This window comes from Winogradskyella sediminis (genome assembly GCF_003387355.1).
GTDB classification, from domain to species: domain Bacteria; phylum Bacteroidota; class Bacteroidia; order Flavobacteriales; family Flavobacteriaceae; genus Winogradskyella; species Winogradskyella sediminis.
In genome coordinates, this window is the sequence record NZ_QUNH01000001.1 from 1,373,603 (window position 1) to 1,396,534 (window position 22,932).

The window sequence follows — 22,932 nt, forward strand, 5'->3', positions numbered from 1 at the left end:
CTATTTTTTATGGCACGATTTTTTCTTCTATTTTAGTGAAAAATTGAGAACCTACTTAATTTATCATCCTTAAAAAATAGAAATGAGTTTGCAGATAATGTTATCATCACGATAATGATTAACGAACACATCTACCGAATTAAAAAATAATAAACAAAAAAAGAGAATGAAAGGGAAATATAAATTTTTGCTACTTGCTTTGCTGATAGCATTTGCCTCATGTAGTTTTACAAGTAAGAAATTTGAAGATCCAGATAAGGATAAATTACTCATACAATTAATTACATACCTTTTGGATCAAGGCCACTTTGAACCAAAAGATATTAATGATGATTTTTCAGAAGATGTCTTCGAGAAATATTTGAATAATGTTGATCAGTTTAAACGATTTTTTTATGCCTCAGATATCGAGGAGTTTGAAGCCTACAAGCTTAAAATAGACGATCAAATTAAAGCTTACGATGTGTCGTTTTTTAACCTTACACACCAACGTTTGTTACAACGTATTGCTGAGGCTAAGACGATGTATATTGAGATTTTAGAAAAACCATTTGATTTTTCTAAAAAAGAAGAATATGTAGCAGATTACGAGAACCTTACTTACGCTACCAACAAGCGCGAAATGAAGGAGCGTTGGAGACAACAACTTAAGTTTTCTACCATTGCTAATTACGACGAAATTCTATCACAACAAGATGCAGAAGCGGATAGTGCAGATAAAGCCATAAAAAAGAAGAAGTCTTTAAAAGAAATTGAAGCTGAAGCAAGATTGGCGACTAAAGAATCCATTGATGTTCTCTACGATTATATTGAAGATAGAAGACGTAACGATTGGTTCTCTGTATATATTAATGCGATTGTAGAAGGTTTCGATCCTCATACATTCTATTTTGCACCGGAAGATAAGGAGCGTTTTGATAGAGATATTTCTGGGAAATTTGAAGGTATCGGAGCACGTTTACAAAAGAAGGTTGATGGTATTATGGTTAACGAAATCATTAGTGGTGGACCAGCTTGGAGAGCAGATGAATTAGAAGTAGGTGATCAAATTCTTAAGGTAAAGCAAGAAGATGAAGAAGAGGCTGTTAATGTCGTTGGTATGCGTTTAGATGATGCAATCAAATTTATTAAAGGTCCAAAAGGTACAGTAGTGACCTTAACTTTGAAAAAAGTGGATGGCACAGTAAAAGATATTTCTATAACGAGAGATGTGGTAGAGTTAGAAGAAACCTATGCTAAATCTTCTATCGTAGAAAAAGAAGGAAAAACATTCGGTATTATTAATTTACCTAAGTTTTATATCAGTTTTGAAGATTATAACGAGCGCAATGCGGCCTCAGATATTAAACGAGAAATCTTAAGATTAAAAGAAGAAGGGGTTGAAGGTTTGGTGATGGACTTAAGAAATAACGGAGGTGGATCGTTACAAACCGTTGTAGATATTGCAGGTTTATTTATAGAAGATGGTCCTGTTGTACAAGTGAAAACTACGGGTGAAGCAAAAGAAGTCTTAAGTGACAAGGATAAATCTATAGTATGGGATGGACCATTAGTAATTTTAGTTAATGAGTTATCTGCTTCGGCATCCGAAATTTTAGCAGCGGCAATGCAAGATTATAAGCGTGGTATTGTAATAGGAAGTAAACAAACCTACGGAAAAGGTACTGTGCAAACTGTGATGGATCTTAACCGAATGGTTAAGAACAACACCAAAGGTGATATGGGAGCTTTAAAATTTACCACCCAAAAGTTTTATAGAATAAATGGTGGCTCAACACAGTTAGAAGGTGTAAAGAGTGATGTTGTTGTTCCGGACCGTTATAGCTATATTAATATTGGTGAAAAAGATCAGGATAATCCATTAGCATGGGATAAAATTGATGCTGCCGATTACGAAGTTTGGGGTAACTATTTTGATTATGATACCACAATTAGTAAGAGCAAAGCAAGAATGGCGGCTAATGAACAGTTAAAGCTTATCGATGCTAATGCACAATGGGTAAAGAAAATAAGAGACCGTGAATCGTATTCATTAAACTATGATGCTTACAAGAAGGAAATGGAGATTAACGAAGAAGAAGCGAAACGTTTTGCTAAACTATCGGAATATCAAACAGACTTAACCTTTACATCTTTACCATATGAGATGAAATTAATGGATAAAGACTCTGTGTTAAAGGAAAAACGAAACCGCTGGCACAAGGCCTTAGCAAAAGATGTATACGTTGAAGAAGCTATAAATGTGCTTCACGACTTAAAGATGACGTACGCCATTAAAAATAAAGTTGCTAATTCTGTGAAGAATTAAAGTTATAAATGAGTCATAAAAATAATTCATTAACAATACTAGCGCTTCAAAAGTTTAAAAAGAACTTTTGGGGCGTTTTTAGTTTCGTAATTATTGTCTGTATTGGACTCATTTCTGTGTTTGCCTATGTTTTTGCACCAGATGCTTCAAAAAATGCTAATCAAATGCATTTGTCTATTCATTCAAAATCACCTGGTTTTGAAGTTCGAATGCTAACGATACCTTCTGATATTGAGTCGGAAGAAGGTCTGTTTTCGACGTTATTTTTTGGAGAAACCAATACAAATACGGAGGTTCCTATTCAATCTTATACGGTTAACGATAATACACTTGCATATGTTGAATATGCATCAGATGGCTTGAAAGGTCAAGAAAAGCAAATAGAGATATCTCGCTTTCCAAATTCAAATTACGAAGCTTATATAGATAATCGAAGTTTTGTTTTTGGTACAGATAAATATGGTAGAGATTATTTAAGTCGTATTTTAATTGGTTCAAGGATTTCATTCTTCATTGGATTTGTTGCCGTGTTTATCTCATTAATTGTTGGTCTTTTAATGGGAAGTATAGCAGGTTACTATGGTGGGAAAATTGATGCCTTCATTATGTGGGTGATAAATGTTACTTGGTCTATTCCAACCTTATTATTAGTTATTGCGATTACATTGGCACTCGGAAAAGGTTTTTGGCAAGTGTTTATAGCAGTAGGTTTAACCATGTGGGTAGAAGTAGCAAGAGTGGTGCGAGGGCAAATAATTAGTGCGAAGGAAATGCAATACGTAACCGCAGCAAGAGCTTTAGGTTATAATGATTATAGAATCATCACAAAGCACATATTACCCAATATTTTTGGACCATTAATCGTTATTTCTGCGGCTAACTTTGCAGCTGCAATTTTAATAGAAAGCGGACTGAGTTTTTTAGGAATTGGCGCGCAACCACCAATGGCAAGTTGGGGAGCGATGATTAAAGATCATTATAATTATATTATTTTGGGTAAACCGTATTTAGCCTTAATTCCAGGGCTTTGTATTATGCTTTTGGTTATGGCTTTTATGTTGGTTGGTAATGCGTTGAGGGATGCTTTGGATGTGAAGGCGTAATGTTTTAAATAATTATAGTTTAGATCTTAGCTGCTCAATCTCTTCATTGGTTGCTCCAATAAAGTTAAGTACATCGTCTTTTCCAATACTTTTTGACGATGACGTTACAAAATGAGGAGGTAGTTCTTCCCAGAATTTAAGTAGTTCTTGGCAATACTCATCTACGTGGCGCTCAATAGCCTGAGGTTTTAATTTGTCCGCTTTTGTGAATATGATGCCAAACGGAATTTCACCTTCTCCTAAATACTGCATAAATTCTAAGTCCACAGGCTGTGGTTTGTGTCTAATATCTATAAGCACAAATGCCGAAACTAATTGTTGTCGTTGTTCAAAATAATTGGTTATAAATTTCTGGAATTTTTGCTTAGACGATTTTGAAACGCGCGCATAACCATAACCAGGTAAATCTACTAAATACCAATTTTTATTAATTAAGAAATGATTAATTAACTGGGTTTTTCCTGGTCGTCCAGAGGTTTTAGCTAAACTTTTACGATCGGTAAGCATATTGATTAATGACGACTTCCCTACGTTACTTCTTCCTATAAAGGCGTATTCTGGTATCGCATTCTTAGGGCATTTTGCCACATCAGAATTACTCACTACAAATTCAGCTGATTTTATTTTCATCTTCCGTTCCCGTGATAACAGGAATCTTATTTAATTAAACTTATATTTATGCGAAGTAAAAGGGTGATTTTCCTAATGGGTAGAAGCCAATTTTACTTTTTAGAATATAGACTTAGCTACTTTTTTAAATGTATTTTACTTCGTACTTACAACTTTTTAGTCTTTAGATTTTTATACTAAAATCCACGCTTTTCAAGCCATTTCGATAAAATTATATTGAACTCTTCTGGGTGCTCCATCATAGCTGCATGTCCACATTTATCAATCCAATATAACTCAGAATCGGGTAACAGCTCGTGAAATTCTTCAGCAACGTCTGGTGGAGTCACTGTGTCGTTTTTTCCCCAAATAATACAAGTTGGTGTAGTCATATTGGGTAAATCTTTAGCCATATTGTGTCTAATAGCACTTTTGGCAATAGCTAACGTTTTTATAAGTTTGTTGCGGTCGTTTACGGTTTCGTATACTTCATCAACAATTTCCTTTGTGGCTACCGCAGGATCATAAAAGACTTCTTGGGCTTTCTTTTTCATGACTTCGTAATCGCTACGTTTGGTATAACCACCTCCCATGGCGCTTTCGTAAAGCCCAGAACTTCCTGTAATGATAAGCGCTTTAATTTTTTTTGGGTATAATTTTGTGTGGTATAATCCAATATGTCCACCAAGAGAATTTCCTAATAAAATGACCTCGTCTAAACCTTTAAATTCAATAAAATCCTTTAAGTAATTAGCGAAACTCTTTACGTTGGTTTTGAGCAAAGACATGGTGTAAATAGGGAGTTCTGGTATAATAACTTTGTAGCCAATAGAACTAAAATGTTTAGTGACACCGTCAAAATTACTAAGTCCACCCATTAAGCCATGCAACACAATAATTGGTGTGCCTTCGCCTACTTCAATATATCTAAAATCCTTTTCTTTCTTTAAAAGGTGTGCCATGTGCAAGTCCGTGCTTATGTGTTAGAAACAAATATAACCAAATCCTTTAGAATATAAATAATATGGAAAAAATATCGATTTTTTTTATTCAAGCTACAAAGGTAAGCTGTTGTTAACAATTCCCACTATGGAAATGGTTTCTTAAAAGTCGAATTTATTGGTGCGGAATTAAAATGAACCGATTTTAAACTAAAACTTATTAACAAATGTGGTAGAATGTGGTAAAAAGTGGTGATTTTTTCAATATCTTTGATTCTTAATCGTTAAAGTGGTAAACGAAACCTTTTGAATTCATTTATAGGAACATACGAATGTAAAGCTGATGCCAAAGGAAGGTTAATGATACCTGCTGTGCTTAAAAAGCAGTTATCATCGGCTTTGCAAGATGGTTTTGTTTTAAAGCGTGCCGTGTTTCAGCCGTGTTTGGAGCTCTATCCTATGTCTGAATGGACAAAAATGATGGATAAAATAAATAAGCTTAACCGCTTTAAAAAAAAGAATAATGATTTTATCAGGCGTTTTACAGCTGGTGTTAAGATTGTAGAAGTGGATAATGCAGGTCGCTTATTAATTCCTAAGGATTTAATTGGGTTTTCTGGTATTACCAAAGAAGTGGTTTTGGCTTCTGCTGTGAATATTCTTGAAATTTGGGATAAAGAAAAATACGAACAAGCTATTGATGATGCGGCTTCAGATTTTGCGGATTTGGCCGAAGAAGTAATGGGACAAGACGATGAAGACAATGGATTATCATAATGCAGTATTATTAAAAGAAACCGTTGATGGTTTGGCTGTAAAGCCAGATGGTGTATATGTCGATGTTACTTTTGGTGGCGGAGGACATAGTAGGGAGATTTTGTCTCAGCTAGGACCAAACGGAAAATTGTACGCTTTTGATCAGGATAAAGATGCGTTAGTTAATGCAATTGATGATGATCGGTTTGTGTTAATTAATGAAAATTTCAGGTTTATAAAACGGTTTTTAAGATTTTACGGAGTCGAAGAAGTCGATGGTGTCTTAGCGGATTTTGGAGTGTCATCACATCAATTCGATGTCGCGGAACGTGGATTTTCAACACGCTTTGAAGCTGATTTAGATATGCGAATGAATCAAGATAGTAGTCTCTCTGCTTTTGAAGTCGTAAATAACTATGATGAAGAGCAGCTAAGAGCGGTGTTATTCCAATATGGCGAATTGCGACAAGCGCCAGCTATGGCTAGAGTTATAGTGGCTGCTAGAAAACAATCGGAAATTAAGACAAGTGAGCAATTAAAAATGGTGTTGAAGCCATTTTTAAATCATCAAAAGGAGAATAAGGTTTTAGCTCAAATATATCAGGCGATTCGTATCGAAGTCAATCAGGAGATTGAGGTGTTAAAAGAGTTGTTGCTTCAAACTCCAGAGATTTTAAAGAAGGATGGGCGTCTAAGTTTTATCTCGTACCATTCCTTAGAAGATCGCTTGGTAAAACGCTTTATTAGAAATGGATTGTTTGAAGGGGAGCCTGAACGAGATGTGTTTGGCAATTTCGAAGTGCCGTTAAAAAAAGTGGGCAAATTAATTGTTCCGAGTAAAGAAGAAATTAAAATTAACAATAGAGCGAGAAGCGCGAAACTGAGGATTGCTAAAAAAATATGAAAAAAAACATATACGGCATATTAAGGGGTAAGTTTCTGATCAGTGATGATTCGTTTAAAAATTGGCGTATCATCATTTTTATTTCATTTCTAGCAATCATAATGATAGCGAGTTCACATAGCGCGGATCAAAAGGTGTATGAGATTGCTAATTTAACCAATGAAGTTAAAGAATTGCGTTCAGCGTTTGTAGATAAAAGAGGGAAGTTGATGCAGCTTAAAAAAGAATCATTTGTAGAGGCTGAGGTAAAAGATAAAGGGATTGGGATTTCGCTAAATCCACCTACAAAAATTATTGTAAAATCGTCCAAGTCCAAAAAGTAAGTGGATGGATAGCGTTGTATTAAAATTAAAAAGAATTATATCTCGATTATCGAGACAAAACAAAAAAGATAAGACTTAGAAGCTTTGGCAATAACAGAGAAAAACATATTAAACAGATTGTACTTCGTAGCAGGCTGCATGTTTGTATTTGCCTTAGCAGTGGTGTTTAAGCTGGTGAGTATTCAGTTTGTTCAAGGTGAAAAGTATAGGGCATTGGCAGAGAAGAGTACTACGAGAGATTTTCCTATTCCTGCCAATCGTGGTAATGTGTATTCGGCTGATGGTAGTTTGTTAGCGACGTCTATTCCTAAGTACGATATAAGAATTGATGCCATTCAGGCTAAAGATGCCACCTTCGAAAAGTATTTAGGAGCTTTAGCGGATTCTCTTCATGCGTATAAAGGGAAGCCAGCATCTTATTACAAGAATATTATACGTAGAGCGCGCAAAAACAAAAACAGATATTTCCTTTTGGCACGTAATATTAGCTATTCTGATTATATCCGTATGCGCAATTTTCCTCTCTTAAATCTAGGAGCGATAAAGGGAGGTTTAATTGTTGAGCAAACAACAAGGCGAGAGCACCCAATGGGAGGTATTGCAGAGCGTACTATAGGATATGAAAGAAAAGATGCTAATGGTAATTTTACAAGACCAGGGATAGATGGGGCTTTTGGTGTAAAGTATCTACAAGGGAAAGATGGTAAACGTTTAAAGCAAAAAATAGGTAATGGGCAATGGAAACCTATTGCTGATTTCGATCAAATTGAGCCACAAGATGGGTATGATGTTTATACAACGATAGATGTTAATATTCAAGATATCGCGCATCATTCATTGTTAAAGCAACTAGAAATATACGAAGCAGACCATGGTTGTGTGGTGGTTATGGATGTTAAAACTGGGGAGATTAAGGCGATTTCAAACCTTGGTAGAAATAAAAACGGCAAGTATTATGAGCGCTTAAATTATGCCGTTGGAGAGAGTCATGAGCCTGGTTCTACCTTTAAAGTTATGGCGTTAATGGCAGCTTTAGAGGATAAGGTGATTGATACATCTACTGTGGTCGATACTAAGAAAGGGCGAAAGTCTTTATATGGTCGTGTTATTACAGATTCTGGAAATGGTTATGGAGAGATTTCTGCGGCTCGTGCTTTAGAGGTGTCTTCTAATATTGGTATGGCGACTATTATAGACGAGCATTACTCAAAACAACCAGAAAAATTTTTAAATAGATTAAGTTCTTGGAGGCTAGATAAAACGTTGGGTGTTGCAATTATTGGTGAAGGAGTGCCAGATATCCCAAGACCAGGAGCTGTAAACTGGAGTAGAAATGCTTTGCCATCCATGGCCTATGGTTATAATCTTGAAATGACTCCATTGCAAACCTTAGCCTTTTATAACGCTATTGCAAATGATGGAGAGCTGATTAAGCCGCGTTTTTTGAAGTCAGTAAAGTCTTTTGATAAAGATATAGAGGTGTTTAAGAAAGAAGTGCTTGTTGAGAAAATATGCTCTGATAAAACCTTGAATGAAATTAGAGATATTTTAAAGAACGTTGTAATTCGTGGCACAGGAAAGCGTATGTATTCTAAAACGTTTTCCATGGCTGGTAAAACAGGTACAGCACGTACCGATTATGCTAATACACAAGAATGGTATAAGGATAGAAAATATATTTCATCGTTTGCAGGTTATTTTCCTGCGGATAATCCTAAATATTCTTGTATTGTGGTAATTCATAAGCCTAGTACTAAAGTGGGTATATATGGCTCTGATGTTGCTGGTCCTGTTTTTAAAAGGGTAGCTCAAAAAATTTATACAGATACACCAATAATAGATGAGGTAGAGGTTCTAAATTTTGAAGATAATTTGGTTGAGGCGGATTTTGAAAGTTATTACGACGTTGCTCAAAAATATAAAGAATTAATGCCGAGTGTAGTAGGTATGCCTGCTATGGATGCGATAGCTTTATTAGAAAATTTACAAGTGGATGTAAGAGTGAAATTAAATGGAAATGGAACAGTGAGAAAACAGTCTGTAAAAAGACATCAAAAATTACAAACGAATCAAACTATTGTTTTGGAAGCGTCATGATGGTACTTAAAGACATATTGTATAAGGTTACTATTAATGCGGTTGTGGGCAGCACGAGTATTACCGTGAATAAAATTGAATTTGATTCGCGTCAAATTCAGGTAAATGATGTGTTCATTGCTATTTCGGGTACTATCACGGATGGTCATAACTATATCGAAAAGGCGATTAGCGATGGAGCTACGGCTATTGTTTGCGAGCAACTTCCTGAGCATTTAGAAGATGGTATTACTTATATCGAAGTTGTAAATTCTAATCAAGCATTGGCGTTTATGGCAGCTAATTTTTATGGTCATCCATCCGAAAATCTAAAATTAGTTGGTGTAACAGGTACCAACGGAAAGACGACCGTGTCGAGTTTGCTATATCAGTTATTTAAAAAAGCGGGCTATAAAGTAGGGTTGTTGTCAACCGTAAAAATAATGGTAGATAATACCACGTATAAAGCAACGCATACCACGCCAGATTCTTTAACGATCAATAAGTATTTGCAGTTAATGAATGATGAAGGGGTTGAATTTTGCTTTATGGAAGTGAGTTCACATGGTATTCATCAAAGTAGAACTGAAGGTTTGAGGTTTGAAGGAGGTATTTTTACTAACCTATCACACGATCATTTAGATTATCACGATACGTTTGCAGAGTACAGAGATGTTAAGAAACGCTTTTTTGATCAATTACCTAAGGATGCTTTTGCATTAACGAATATAGATGATAAAAATGGCCTAGTAATGTTTCAGAATACTGCAGCTAAAAAGTATACATATGCTTTAAAAAATTATGCAGATTATAGAGCGCAGATTTTAGAAAATGAATTCAGTGGTTTACTGTTAAAGCTAAATGACAATGAATTGTGGTCTAGGTTGATAGGGAGCTTTAATGCCTATAATGTGCTTGCTATCTTCGGAGCAGCTGAGTTATTAGGTTTAGATAAAGTTGAGGTGCTGAGGTTAATAAGTGAGCTTGAAAATGTAGCCGGACGCTTTCAGTATTTTATTTCTGAAGGAAAAATTACAGCCATTGTAGATTATGCACATACGCCAGATGCCTTAAAAAATGTTCTAGAAACGATAAACGATATCAGAACAAAAAATGAAGAATTAATAACGGTTGTAGGCTGTGGTGGTAATAGGGATAAAACGAAACGACCTAAAATGGCACATATTGCTTCTGCATTAAGTACAAAAGTGATTTTAACAAGTGATAACCCACGTAATGAAGAGCCATCCGCTATCATTGAAGATATGGAAAAAGGTGTGGAGCCTCAAAACTTTAAAAAAACATTGTCTATTACCGATAGGAAGCAGGCAATTAAAACGGCTTGTCAAATGGCAGGTGCAAATGACATTATCCTTATTGCAGGTAAAGGTCACGAAACATATCAAGAGATTAAAGGTGAACGCTTTGATTTTGATGATTATAAAATCGTTCAAGAGTATTTAAAACAATTACAGAAATAAATAACCAACAAGAATGCTGTATTACTTATTCGAATATTTAGAGCAAGAGTTTCAATTTCCGGGAGCTTCACTTTTTGGGTTTATAACCTTTAGGGCTGCCGTGGCAATAATATTGTCGCTGTTGATTTCTACAATTTTCGGTAAGCGTATTATTCGATTTTTGCAAAAACAGCAAGTAGGCGAAACTATTAGAGATTTAGGTTTAGAAGGACAAGTTGAAAAAGCAGGTACACCTACTATGGGTGGAATAATTATTATTCTAGCTACTTTAATTCCAGTGTTGTTATTAGCAAAACTTGAAAATATTTACATCATCCTCTTAATTGTAACCACGCTTTGGATGGGAACTATTGGGTTTATCGATGATTATATCAAAAAATTCAAAAACGATAAAGAGGGCTTAAAAGGAAAGTTTAAAGTATTAGGTCAGGTTGGTTTAGGGATCATTGTTGGTGCAACCTTATTTTTTCATCAAGATGTAACGCTAAAAGAGAAGCTGCCAATAGCACAACAGAATGAAATTCGTGCAGAAAATCCAGATGTACAAGCCACAAAGCTTTTTAAAGCTGAAGAGAAGTCAACTAAAACAACCATTCCATTCTTAAAAGATAATGAATTTGACTATTCAGATTTAATCACATGGATTAGTCCAAGTTTAGAAAAGTACACATGGATTGTATTTATCATCGTGAGCATTTTTATAATTACAGCGGTTTCTAATGGTGCGAATTTAACGGATGGAATTGATGGACTGGCTGCAGGTACCTCAGCTATAATTGTTTTGACTTTAGGGATTTTTGCTTGGGTGTCTAGTAACATCGTTTTTTCGGGTTACTTAGATATTATGTACATCCCAAGAGCTGAAGAAATCACAATTTATATTGCTGCGTTTGTAGGTGCATTGGTTGGTTTTTTGTGGTACAATACGTATCCAGCTCAAGTGTTTATGGGAGATACTGGAAGTTTAACTATTGGTGGAATCATTGCTGTAATTGCCATTGCAGTACGTAAGGAATGGTTAATTCCAATTCTATGTGGCATATTCTTAGCAGAGAATTTATCGGTGGTTATGCAAGTGAGTTATTTCAAATATACTAGAAAGAAGTTTGGGGAAGGACGACGCATTTTTAAAATGTCGCCCTTGCATCATCACTATCAGAAATCGGGTTATCACGAGAGTAAGATAGTTACACGTTTTTGGATTGTAGGAATTCTACTTGCTATTATAACGATAGTGACATTAAAGATAAGATAATTGCTTGTCATTCCTGCGAAAGCAGGAATCCACAATAAGAGTAGTAATAAAGTAGATTTCTGCCTGTGCAGAAATGACAAAAACGATTAATAAAATGAAAAGACTTATAATTCTTGGTGGAGGAGAAAGTGGTGTAGGTACAGCGCTTTTAGGGAAAGCAAAAGGATATGAGGTTTTTGTATCAGATAAAGGAAAAATTAAAGACAAGTATAAAAACGTTCTTTTAAATAATGAGATTGAATTTGAAGATGAGCAGCATACAGAGATAAAAATTCTGAATGCAGACATCGTCATGAAAAGTCCTGGTATTCCAGATAAAGTAGCTTTGGTAAAGCGCATTCGTGAAGCCGGAATAAAAGTAGTTTCAGAAATTGAATTTGCTTCTAAATTTACGGAGTCAACATTAATAGCTATTACAGGGAGTAATGGCAAAACTACTACGGCAACATTAACACATCATTTGTTGCATCAAGATTTAGATGTGGGTTTAGCAGGGAATATTGGTGATAGTTTTGCGAAACAAATTTTAGAAAAAAATCACGATAACTATGTTTTGGAAATTAGCAGTTTTCAATTAGATGATATCATAGATTTTAAACCTAAAATAGCGATTCTAACCAATATTACACCAGACCATTTAGATCGATACGATTATAAATTTGAAAACTATATTGCTTCAAAATTTAGAGTGGTAGAGAATCAAACAGAAGATGATTATTTCATTTATGATGCCGACGATGAAGTTATTTTGGAGTATTTAAAAAGACATCAAATTCAATCCAAAAAATTACCGTTTTCATTAACAAAGGTTGTGGATGAAGGCGCGTATTTAGATAAAAATAATATAGTAATAACAATAGATAATAATAAAATCATTATGCCAACAAATAATTTAGCTTTAGAAGGAAAACACAACGTGAAAAACGCAATGGCAGCTTCTACTGTTGCGCATTTATTAAAAATAAGAAAGCAAACCATACGCGAAAGTTTGGAAAATTTCAATGGTGTAGAACACCGTTTAGAGCATGTGTTAAAAATTAACAAGGTGCAATATATCAACGATTCTAAAGCAACGAATGTAAATGCCACCTATTTTGCTTTAGAGAGCATGGATGCTCCAACTGTTTGGATTGTTGGTGGTGTCGATAAAGGTAATGAATACAGGGAATTGTTTCCTTTTGTAAACGAAAAAGTAAAAGCAATTATCTGTTTAGGTACAGATAATGCAAAACTTATTGAGTCATTTGGAAATATGGTAGATGTTATTGTGGAAACACAATATATGAGCGAAGCTGTAAAGATTGCTTATAAATTGGCAAGCGCTGGAGATAATGTATTGTTGTCACCTGCTTGTGCTAGTTTCGATTTGTTTGAGAACTATGAGGATAGAGGAAGGCAATTTAAAAATGCAGTAAGAAATTTATAAAGTGTTATTATCTCTGTGAAAGCAGTAATCGACAATAAGGTAAACAACTAGATGCCTGCCTTTGCAGGAATGACAAAACGGAAAATGCAAAATATATTTAAACAAATTAAAGGAGATAAGGCTATTTGGGCTATAGTCACACTGTTGGCTATATTTTCTTTTTTGCCGGTGTATAGTGCTGCGAGTAACTTAGCTTACCACGGTGGTAATTCTAGTACATTTTCGTTTTTTATAAAACACTTTATGCATTTGTTTTTGGGCTTCGCTATTATGTTTGGGGTTCATAAGTTGCCTTATAAGTATTTTAGAGGCTTGTCTATGGTGATGATTCCTATTGTGTTTGTGTTGTTGTTGGTAACCATGCTTCAAGGTACTACTATAGATGGTGCAAACGCTAGTCGTTGGATTCAAATTCCTATTGTCGGGATGTCTTTTCAAACGTCTACATTGGCATCGGTAGTTTTAATGGTTTACGTGGCTCGTTATTTGTCTAAAATTAAGGATAAAGAGGTTCGATTTAAAGAAACAATATTGCCATTATGGGCACCAGTATTTCTTATTTTAATATTAATCCTTCCTGCCAATTTCTCAACGACGGCTATTATTTTTACTATGATTATGATGTTGGCTTTTATAGGTGGTTATCCTATAAAATATTTGGCTGTAATGATCTTTTCTGGGTTATTAGGATTAACCATCTTTATTCTGGTAGCAAAAGCATTTCCTGAGGCTATGCCAAACCGAGTGGATACTTGGATGAGTCGAATAGAAAATTTTTCAAACGGTGAAGATACGGAGGCGGATTACCAGATAGAAAAAGCAAAAATTGCTATTGCTACAGGAATTTCGCCATTAGGACCAGGAAAAAGTGTGCAAAAGAATTTTCTGCCACAGTCTTCATCAGATTTTATTTTTGCTATAATAATTGAAGAATACGGCTTATATGGTGGTATATTTTTGCTGGTACTGTATATGTGGTTGTTATTTAGAATTGTAATTGTAAGTCATAAATCAGATACTATATTCGGAAAATTATTGGTTTTAGGCGTTGGATTACCTATTGTGTTTCAGGCATTAATTAATATGGCTGTTGCTGTAGAGTTATTTCCGGTGACTGGGCAAACCTTACCGCTTATTAGTAGCGGTGGTACTTCCATTTGGATGACTTGTTTGGCTATAGGTATTATATTAAGTGTGAGTGCTAAACGCGAAGAATTAAAAGAAAAAGAAGATGCGGAAGATAATCCTTTGTCTATTTTAAGTGAAGCGATTTAGACACAGAGAATAAGAGAGAAAAGCAAAGATAAAAAGGATAGAAAGAAGATGTCAGTTAAAACTGATTTTGAAGTAAGTGATTGTTTCCTTGAGGGGACTTTAGGGAGTGTTTTTAATAATTAAACATTTTTATAGGAAAACGATAAAATAAAAAAAAGAAATTAAAATTTGAAGCCATATAAATTCATATTATCAGGTGGTGGTACAGGAGGACATATTTATCCTGCGGTAGCGATTGCGGACGAATTAAAATCGCGTTACCCAGATGCTGAGTTCCTTTTTGTAGGCGCTTCAGATCGTATGGAGATGGATAAAGTACCACAAGCGGGTTATAAAATAAAAGGGTTGTGGATTTCAGGAATTCAGAGGAAATTAACCTTAAGAAATTTAGCATTTCCGCTTAAATTGATGAGTAGTTTATTGCGTTCAAGAAAAATTGTAAACACATTTAAGCCAGATGCTGTTATTGGAACTGGTGGTTTTGCAAGTGGTCCATTATTGCAAGTCGCTTCTTCAAAGGGAGTGCCAAGTTTAATACAAGAACAGAATTCATTTCCGGGAATCACCAATAAATTACTCGGTAAAAAAGTAAACACTATATGTGTGGCTTATGACGGTTTAGAGAAATTTTTTCCTAAAGAGAAATTACGATTAACAGGAAATCCCATTAGAAAAGATTTATTGCAGGTAAAACATAAACAGATAGAAGGTAAGGACGCCTTTAAACTAAAGCATAATAAACAAACACTTTTAATTTTAGGAGGTAGTCTAGGAGCGCGACGCATTAATGAATTGATAGAAGCAAATATGTCATTTTTTGAAACGCAAAGTATTCAAGTGATATGGCAATGTGGAAAATTGTATTATAACCAGTATAAACACTATAACGACATGCCGTGTGTACAAGTGCACGCCTTTTTAAATCATATGGATTTAGCATATGCAGCAGCAGACGTTATTATTTCTAGAGCTGGTGCTATTTCGGTTTCGGAACTATGTATTGTTGCTAAACCTGTAATTTTTGTGCCTTCGCCGAATGTAGCAGAAGATCATCAGACTAAAAATGCACAATCGGTAGCAGATAAAAATGCAGCCATTTTAATTAGAGAAAAAGATTTAGATACGGAGTTTCAAAAGGCATTTTTAGAGTTAATGTCTAACGCAGATAAACAAAACGAATTAAGTAAAAATATAGAAGCTTTAGCGTTGGTAAATGCAACAAACGCTATCGTGGATGAAGTTGAAAAATTATTAAAAAGTTCATCGTTATCTATTTAAAAAAGATTGAGATAGAATTAGGGTTTAAAGAGTAATGAATACTAACAGCGAACATATTAGCAAGAGTGAGAAAGTCCTTTCAAAAGGAAAGGGTTTAGGATGGGCTGATAACGTCTATTTTATTGGTATTGGTGGCATTGGTATGAGTGCAATCGCACGTTACTTCGTGGCTAATGGTAAGCAGGTGGCTGGTTATGACAAAACGCCAACCGATATCACTAAGTCACTCAAAGACTTAGGAGTTGAAATTCATTTTGAAGATGATGTTAAGAGTGTTTCTAGTGTATTTTTAAATCCAGAAAATACACTTGTAGTTTATACACCTGCGATTCCTAAGGGGCATTCGGAATTCAATTACTTTAAAACTCATGGATTTAATGTTTTAAAACGTTCTGTTGTTTTAGGTGAAATTACGAGACAAACAGTTTGCTTTGCCGTGGCAGGTACACATGGTAAGACCACGACTACAAGTATTTTAGGACATTTGTTAAATATGTGTAATGTGCCAGTTACAGCTTTTTTAGGAGGAATTAGTGAGAATTACAATTCTAATTTAATCATTAATGGTACAGAAGTTACTGTGGTGGAGGCAGATGAATTTGATCGCTCTTTTTTAACATTATCCCCAGATTTGGCTGGTGTAACGTCCATGGATGCAGATCATTTAGATATCTATGGAAATGCAGAAGAACTGGTAAAGACCTTCAAGGATTTTTCAAAATGTATAAAGCCTAATGGAAAATTATTTGTTAAAAATGGTTTGCCTTTAGATGGGATTACATACGGAATAGAAGACGATTCGGATTATAGTGCTCAAAATATTACAATAGAAAACGGTTGTTATGTATTTGATGTAAAAACACCTAACGGACTTTATCGTGGTTTTAGATTTAGTTTACCAGGACGACATAATCTTTCTAACGCAATTATAGCACTAGCTATGGCGTTATATTATGGTTGTTCTCACAAAGATTTAGCCGAGGCTTTAGCGTCTTATAAAGGTGTAAAGCGACGGTTTACTTATCAGATAAAAACGGATGACTTTGTTTTTATCGATGATTATGCGCATCATCCTGAGGAGATTAACGCAGTGCATCAGGCAGTTAGGGAAATGTATCCAGATAAAAAAGTATTGGCAATTTTTCAGCCACACCTCTTTAGTCGGACTCAGGATTTTGCAGATGAATTTGCAGAAAGCCTTTCAAATTTTGATGAGATCTTACTCTTAGATATTTATCCAGCAAGAGAAAGGCCGATAGAAGGTGTGACATCAGAATGGCTATTAAATAAGGTGAAAAATCCGAATAAAAAATTAATTCAAAAATCACATTTAGTTGATGAAATAAAAAAATCGAATGCTCAAATTGTATTAACTATTGGAGCAGGAGATATTGGAGCTGAAGTTAAACATATAAAAGAGGCGTTGTATGTCTAAAATTAATTTCAACTATATAAAAGTCATAGGTTTAGTAATTTTAGTGGGCTTTTTGTTTGCATTTTCTAATCAACGAAACAAAACGAGAAAAGTAAGTGCGCCAAATATCACGTTTTTGGGCGAAAACAAATTATTTATCACGGAATCGAATGTTAGTAAATTGTTAATAGTAAATCAACAACCAGTTTCGGAGCAATCTAAAGAAATTATAGATTTGAACAAATTAGAATCTGCCCTTAAATCTAATCCTATGATAAAGAAGGCGGAAGTGTTTATGTCAGTAGACGGTGGGCTTTCGGCTGAAATTGAACAGAAAAAACCTATTGCGAGAGTGAACACTAATGAGTCATATTATATCGATGATGAAGGAGGGTTTATGCCTTTGTCTCATAATTATGCGGCAAGAGTGCCACTTGTTACCGGAAATATTGAGAAAAATAACCTTGCTACTGTCTTTCAATTTGCGAAATTTGTAGATGAAGATGAGTTTTTAAAGAAACATATTATTGAAATCCGTCAGAACGATAACAAGACGATTGATTTCAAAATCAGAAAACGTGATTTTACGGTTCATTTAGGAACCTTAAAGCAACTCGAAAAAAAGTTAAACAATTTTAAAGCGTTTTATCAAAAGGCTTTAAAGGATGATATTTTAGATCGCTATAGTGTAGTTAATCTAAAATTTGATAAACAAGTTATTTGCACCAAAAAGTAAACTATGGACAAACAAAACATTTCGGTAGGTCTAGATATAGGTACCACAAAAATTGTGGCCATGATTGGTCGCAAAAACGAGTATGATAAAGTTGAGATTTTAGGCTTAGGAAAAGCCAAAAGTATGGGAGTACATCGTGGTGTGGTTAATAATATTACACAGACGATTCAGTCTATTCAACAAGCGGTTCAAGAAGCTGAAGCGGCTTCAGGCGAAAAAATTGAAGATGTAACCGTGGGTATTGCTGGTCAGCATATCCGTAGTTTACAGCATAGCGATTATATAACGCGTCCAAATTCGGATATGGTTATTGATGAAGAAGATATTGATCGTTTAATCAATCAGGTTCATAAATTGGTAATGCTCCCTGGTGAAGAAATTATTCATGTCTTACCACAAGAGTTTAAAATTGATGGTCAGGCAGAAATTACTGAACCGATAGGAATGTATGGAGGACGCTTAGAGGCTAATTTTCACGTTGTTGTAGGGCAAGTGTCTTCCATAAGAAATGTAGGACGTTGTATTAAAAGTGCTGGTCTAAATTTAGAAGGAATTACACTAGAACCATTGGCTTCTGCAAATGCAGTTTTAAGTAGAGAAGAGAAAGAGGCAGGTGTAGCATTGATTGATATCGGAGGCGGAACAACCGATTTAGCAGTTTTTAAAGATGGTATTATTCGTCATACAGCTGTGATTCCTTTTGGAGGTGGTGTAATTACCGAAGACATAAAAGAAGGTTGTTCAATTATTGAGAAACAAGCAGAATTGCTTAAGGTAAAGTTCGGATCTGCTTGGCCTGGAGAAAATAAGGATAACGAAATAGTCTCTATTCCTGGTCTAAGAGGTAGAGAGCCTAAAGAAATAACATTAAAGAACTTATCTAAAATTATACATGCAAGAGTTGTGGAAATTATAGAGCAAGTGTATGTTGAAATAAAAAATTACGGTCACGAAGAGCAAAAGAAAAAACTAATTGGTGGTATTGTTTTAACGGGAGGTGGATCTCAATTAAAACATTTAAAGCAGTTAGTAGAATATATTACCGGAATGGATACCAGAATTGGATATCCAAATGAGCATTTAGCAGGAGATAGCGATGACGATATTGCAAGTCCGCTATATGCCACAGCTGTTGGGTTGGTAATGGATGGCTTAAAACGACAAGAACGAAAAAAAGTAGAAGTTGTTGAGCAAGACGTTGAAATTGAAAATGAAGCAGAATTACCAGAAGAGCCTGAAGCAGAACCTATAGCACCAGAGCCTATAAAGGAGCGTCGTTCGTTTTTAGATAAATTAACCGAACGGGTTAAAGATTTTTTAGATAAAGCGGAATAGATGTATGATCTTTGCAGGTTTTAATAGGTAAGTTTTCCTACGCAAGAATCATAATAGATAAAATTTTGCATTAAAGTAAAATTTATATATAATAGAATAAATAGAACGGGTAAAGGAGGTCAGTAACGTGGTCCCAAATTTACAAGACATAGAATAATAGTTAATCCATAATATATGAGTAATAGCAACGAATTTGGAAATATTTCATTTGATTTGCCAAAGCATCAATCAAACGTCATCAAGGTAATTGGTGTTGGAGGAGGAGGTAGTAATGCCATCAATCACATGTTTCAGCAAGGCATTAAAGGAGTCGATTTTGTAATCTGTAATACAGATTCGCAAGCACTTCAAAATAGTGGTGTTCCTAACAAAATTCAATTAGGAGTTAACCTAACTGAAGGATTAGGAGCAGGTGCCAATCCAGATATAGGAGAAGAAGCTGCAATAGAAAGTTTAGAAGACATTCGCCGCATGTTAGATACCAATACAAAAATGGTATTTATTACAGCCGGAATGGGTGGTGGAACAGGTACAGGTGCCGCGCCAGTAATTGCTAAAATGGCTAAGGAGCTCGAGATTCTTACCGTTGGTATCGTTACCATGCCGTTTCAGTTTGAAGGTAAAATGCGTAATGCACAAGCCCAACGTGGTATTGAAAAATTGCGTTCTCATGTAGACTCGTTAGTGGTAATTAACAATAATAAACTTCGTGAAGTATATGGTAACCTCGGATTTAAAGCCGGTTTCTCAAAAGCAGATGAAGTCTTATCTACAGCTTCTAGAGGTATTGCGGAAGTCATCACACATCACTATACTCAGAATATTGATTTACGTGATGCTAAAACAGTATTAAGCAATAGTGGTACAGCGATTATGGGATCTGCCACAGCTTCTGGACAAACCAGAGCACAAGAGGCGATTATGAGCGCATTAGATTCACCATTGCTTAACGATAATAAAATTACAGGAGCTAAAAACGTATTGTTGCTAATCGTTTCTGGTTCTCAGGAAATTACTATAGACGAAATCGGTGAAATTAACGATCACATTCAGACTGAAGCTGGATTTGGAGCCAATATTATTATGGGTGTTGGTGAAGATGAAGCCTTGCAAGAATCTATTTCGGTAACTATTATTGCTACAGGATTTGATTTAGATCAACAAAATGAAATTTCCAATACAGAGACTAAAAAAGTAATTCACGCACTTGGTGATGCTAATGAGACTAGTACTCAAGAGAAAGAACCAGCGATTATTACACCAGATATCGTTTTAGAAAAAGAAAAGGAAAAGGAAGCGCCAATTGTTCGTCATACGTTGCTTGAAGAAGATGACGAGGTTAAAGATGCTCCAAAAGCAAAGCATAATTCTGAAACCGATTTAATTGCAACGACAGACTTTTTAAAAAACATGAATGTCGTATATGATGAGGTTTTAGATACAAAACCGCAGATAGAAGCTGAATCTGAGGATTTTGTAATCACTCCAATAGAAAATAAAGCGGAAGTTATCGAAGAGCCAAAAGAAGAACAAATTACATTTTCTTTTGATTTGCCTATAACTAATAAAGCAGAAAAGGAAGTTGAAGAGCCTAAAGCTGAAGAAGAAAAAATGTTCTTTAGTTTAGATGAAGAGGTAAAAGGTATTGATGTTAACGAACCTGTTGAAATTATAGCCGTAACTGAAGTAAATGAAAAAGGAGAAAAGCGTTATGCTTTAGATGATTTTGAAACGTTTAATTCTTCAATCAATACGAAAAAAGAAGAGGTAGAGGTAAAAGAAGATATTGTTTTTGAAAAGAAAACAATTCCTTTGGATGATAATACTACGGCAACTGATGAGGAGATAGACCCAATGAATAGTCCAATCTCAGAAATGCTTATAGCTCGTGCAGATGAGCGTAGACGAAAAATGAAAGATTTCAATTATAAGTTTAATGATGCCAAAATAAATGAAATCGAAAAAGTACCTGCTTACAAAAGGCAAGGTGTTAATTTAGAAGATGCTCAACATTCTTCAGAAACAAAAGCTTCTAGAATGTCTGTCGGAACTGATGAGAACGACGATATACAATTAAGAAGTAATAATTCATTTTTACACGATAATGTAGATTAATAGCAAATTTGGCATATGGTGTAACACCAATTAAGTCAGGCCCAAAAAGTTTCTCCAACTTTTTGGGCTTTTTGTTTGTAAAAAAAACTTGAAGGTATCTGTGTTTCTACTGTAACCAAAGAAGAACTTTTTATTATCTTCGCAGACATATTAAAAGGAACAAAATTTATGAGTTTACAAGTAGATATAATGACTGCGATGAAAGCAGCAATGAAAGAAAAGAATCAAGTCGCTTTGGCCGCTTTGCGTGCTGTAAAATCAGAAATATTGTTAGCACAAACCGCTACAGGCTCTAAGGAAGATATTTCTGAAGACCAAGAAATAAAAATCTTGTCAAAAATGGTTAAGCAACGTAAAGATAGTGCTGCCATATTTTTAGAACAAAATCGTGAAGATTTGGCTGAGCCAGAACTCGCTCAGGCTAAAATAATAAGTCAATTTTTACCAGCACAACTTTCCGAAGAAGAAATTACGGTTGAAGTAATGAAAACCATTGCAGCAGTTGGTGCAGAAGGTATGAAAGATATGGGGAAAGTTATGGGTATTGTCAGTGGAAAATTAGCCGGACAAGCAGATGGAAAAACCATTTCGAACATTGTGAAAGCTAAATTGTCTTAAATCAATTACATACAAATTCTTGAGTATTCAAGAATTTATGGCTGCGTAGTTCAACTGGATAGAATATCAGATTTCGGCTCTGAGGGTTGGGGGTTCGAATCCCTTCGCGGTCACGAATAAATAGTTTCATAAGAAAAAACGCCAAGCTTGCTTGAGCGTTTTTTTGTTGAAACTATTTTCAAAGCGGATCTTTACGGGATGTGAAGCAATCCTTTAAAGTTCCGTTTTGCTAAGAGCAAGAGAATGTCACAAGCTTGCTTGAGCGTTTTTTATGGAAACGCTTTTCACTACTGAGTTGTGAGATGCATGTAGCAAATCCTATTCAAGAAAAAATACAAGTAAGAGTCGTATCTTCTTTAGTAAACTTAAAACTTGTTGCTTTATCAAAATCCATAAAATACAATTCATTTTGTGTTCGCATATATCACGAAAGAAACAGTTGTTTAAATATCAATAAGACGAACTCTTACTGTAAAACAAAATGATAATTACATGTATTGAAATAAATTAATTTAACACTCATTTAGTATGTCGTTTTTAATTTATACGCTTAATTTGTAGTCAATTTGAAAATAAGAATGTTTAAAACACTTTTTAAAATATATGTTATTGTTATCGGCTTTGCAATGTCTGCACATGCTGAAAACATACCTGATTTTAATAGTATTATTGAACAGACTTCCCTTGAATCTTCAGATGAGGTCTCTGGACGCTCTCCATCACATCATCAGTTTTTTGATGTTCAAAGAGAGCAATTTAGTGTTGTCTCTAATGTTGATATAGAACCCTTACCGTTAGAAGAAATTGCTTTTAACAACGCTGCGCTTACGTTTCGCAGTCAACACCTGTTAGTAGTACAGCGTGCTCAGTATGAAAGAGCAATGCGCAAGGAGATACTGCATACACACTTAAAGGTTATCCTTTTTCCTTTTCATGCTTTTTGGTAGCAACGTGTAACACCATTTTTTGTTAGCATCAT

Annotated in this window: 19 protein-coding genes and 1 tRNA gene; 18 read left to right on the forward strand and 2 right to left on the reverse strand. The window is 34.9% G+C overall.

Annotated features, from left to right (window positions below; all coding sequences use genetic code 11):
- Positions 1 to 166: 166 nt before the first annotated feature.
- Complete coding sequence (locus C8N41_RS05775; RefSeq protein ID WP_115838531.1) at positions 167 to 2,308, forward strand: carboxy terminal-processing peptidase; 2,142 nt, start codon at positions 167 to 169, stop codon at positions 2,306 to 2,308.
- A gap of 8 nt (positions 2,309 to 2,316) precedes the next feature.
- On the forward strand, positions 2,317 to 3,411 hold the full coding sequence (locus C8N41_RS05780; RefSeq protein ID WP_115838532.1) for an ABC transporter permease: 1,095 nt from the start codon (positions 2,317 to 2,319) through the stop codon (positions 3,409 to 3,411).
- Positions 3,412 to 3,423: 12 nt separating this feature from the next.
- On the opposite strand, the gene yihA is transcribed toward C8N41_RS05780, so the two are convergent.
- Both yihA and C8N41_RS05790 read right to left on the reverse strand, forming a co-directional pair.
- Positions 3,424 to 4,041 carry a ribosome biogenesis GTP-binding protein YihA/YsxC gene (yihA, locus tag C8N41_RS05785; protein ID WP_092444869.1) on the reverse strand — a complete coding sequence of 206 codons (618 nt, stop codon included), beginning with the start codon at positions 4,039 to 4,041 and terminating at the stop codon, positions 3,424 to 3,426.
- A gap of 176 nt (positions 4,042 to 4,217) precedes the next feature.
- On the reverse strand, positions 4,218 to 4,982 hold the full coding sequence (locus C8N41_RS05790) for an alpha/beta fold hydrolase (RefSeq protein WP_115838533.1): 765 nt from the start codon (positions 4,980 to 4,982) through the stop codon (positions 4,218 to 4,220).
- 285 nt (positions 4,983 to 5,267) lie between these two features.
- On the opposite strand from C8N41_RS05790, the gene mraZ reads away from it, so the two are divergent.
- The 16 genes from mraZ to C8N41_RS05870 all read left to right on the forward strand — a co-directional run bounded on the left by mraZ (position 5,268) and on the right by C8N41_RS05870 (position 22,900).
- On the forward strand, positions 5,268 to 5,738 hold the full coding sequence (mraZ, locus tag C8N41_RS05795) for a division/cell wall cluster transcriptional repressor MraZ (protein WP_092444865.1): 471 nt from the start codon (positions 5,268 to 5,270) through the stop codon (positions 5,736 to 5,738).
- The gene (gene rsmH / locus C8N41_RS05800) at positions 5,725 to 6,621 is read left to right on the forward strand and encodes a 16S rRNA (cytosine(1402)-N(4))-methyltransferase RsmH (protein WP_115838805.1); all 897 of its coding nucleotides are present in this window, start codon (positions 5,725 to 5,727) and stop codon (positions 6,619 to 6,621) included. The genes mraZ and rsmH overlap by 14 nt, the downstream gene beginning before the upstream one ends.
- Entirely contained in the window at positions 6,618 to 6,944 is a 327-nt protein-coding gene (locus tag C8N41_RS05805) for an FtsL-like putative cell division protein (RefSeq protein ID WP_092444863.1), read from the forward strand. Before rsmH ends, C8N41_RS05805 begins: the two co-directional genes overlap by 4 nt.
- 138 nt (positions 6,945 to 7,082) lie before the next feature.
- Positions 7,083 to 9,041: a penicillin-binding protein gene (locus C8N41_RS05810; RefSeq protein ID WP_092444861.1), complete on the forward strand. Its 1,959-nt coding sequence runs from the start codon at positions 7,083 to 7,085 to the stop codon at positions 9,039 to 9,041.
- Entirely contained in the window at positions 9,038 to 10,501 is a 1,464-nt protein-coding gene (locus C8N41_RS05815) for a UDP-N-acetylmuramoyl-L-alanyl-D-glutamate--2,6-diaminopimelate ligase (protein ID WP_115838534.1), read from the forward strand. The genes C8N41_RS05810 and C8N41_RS05815 overlap by 4 nt, the downstream gene beginning before the upstream one ends.
- Positions 10,502 to 10,514: 13 nt before the next feature.
- Entirely contained in the window at positions 10,515 to 11,756 is a 1,242-nt protein-coding gene (mraY, locus tag C8N41_RS05820; RefSeq protein WP_115838535.1) for a phospho-N-acetylmuramoyl-pentapeptide-transferase, read from the forward strand.
- 94 nt (positions 11,757 to 11,850) lie between these two features.
- Positions 11,851 to 13,182: a UDP-N-acetylmuramoyl-L-alanine--D-glutamate ligase gene (gene murD, locus C8N41_RS05825; protein ID WP_115838806.1), complete on the forward strand. Its 1,332-nt coding sequence runs from the start codon at positions 11,851 to 11,853 to the stop codon at positions 13,180 to 13,182.
- 84 nt (positions 13,183 to 13,266) lie between these two features.
- On the forward strand, positions 13,267 to 14,457 hold the full coding sequence (locus tag C8N41_RS05830) for an FtsW/RodA/SpoVE family cell cycle protein (RefSeq protein ID WP_115838536.1): 1,191 nt from the start codon (positions 13,267 to 13,269) through the stop codon (positions 14,455 to 14,457).
- Between the two features lie 168 nt (positions 14,458 to 14,625).
- Positions 14,626 to 15,735, forward strand: coding sequence for an undecaprenyldiphospho-muramoylpentapeptide beta-N-acetylglucosaminyltransferase (gene murG / locus C8N41_RS05835; RefSeq protein ID WP_115838537.1), 1,110 nt, complete (start codon positions 14,626 to 14,628; stop codon positions 15,733 to 15,735).
- Positions 15,736 to 15,769: 34 nt separating this feature from the next.
- Positions 15,770 to 17,170, forward strand: a complete 1,401-nt coding sequence (murC, locus tag C8N41_RS05840) for a UDP-N-acetylmuramate--L-alanine ligase (protein ID WP_115838538.1) — start codon at positions 15,770 to 15,772, stop codon at positions 17,168 to 17,170.
- On the forward strand, positions 17,163 to 17,885 hold the full coding sequence (locus C8N41_RS05845; RefSeq protein ID WP_115838539.1) for a cell division protein FtsQ/DivIB: 723 nt from the start codon (positions 17,163 to 17,165) through the stop codon (positions 17,883 to 17,885). The genes murC and C8N41_RS05845 overlap by 8 nt, the downstream gene beginning before the upstream one ends.
- 3 nt (positions 17,886 to 17,888) lie before the next feature.
- Positions 17,889 to 19,220, forward strand: coding sequence for a cell division protein FtsA (gene ftsA, locus C8N41_RS05850; RefSeq protein WP_092444847.1), 1,332 nt, complete (start codon positions 17,889 to 17,891; stop codon positions 19,218 to 19,220).
- A gap of 174 nt (positions 19,221 to 19,394) precedes the next feature.
- Positions 19,395 to 21,335: a cell division protein FtsZ gene (gene ftsZ / locus C8N41_RS05855; RefSeq protein ID WP_115838540.1), complete on the forward strand. Its 1,941-nt coding sequence runs from the start codon at positions 19,395 to 19,397 to the stop codon at positions 21,333 to 21,335.
- 168 nt (positions 21,336 to 21,503) lie between these two features.
- Complete coding sequence (locus C8N41_RS05860; protein ID WP_115838541.1) at positions 21,504 to 21,953, forward strand: GatB/YqeY domain-containing protein; 450 nt, start codon at positions 21,504 to 21,506, stop codon at positions 21,951 to 21,953.
- A 39-nt stretch (positions 21,954 to 21,992) separates the two neighbouring features.
- Positions 21,993 to 22,066 (forward strand) — tRNA-Arg (locus C8N41_RS05865).
- Between the two features lie 453 nt (positions 22,067 to 22,519).
- Positions 22,520 to 22,900 carry a hypothetical protein gene (locus tag C8N41_RS05870; protein ID WP_147298933.1) on the forward strand — a complete coding sequence of 127 codons (381 nt, stop codon included), beginning with the start codon at positions 22,520 to 22,522 and terminating at the stop codon, positions 22,898 to 22,900.
- The last annotated feature ends 32 nt before the right edge of the window (positions 22,901 to 22,932 follow it).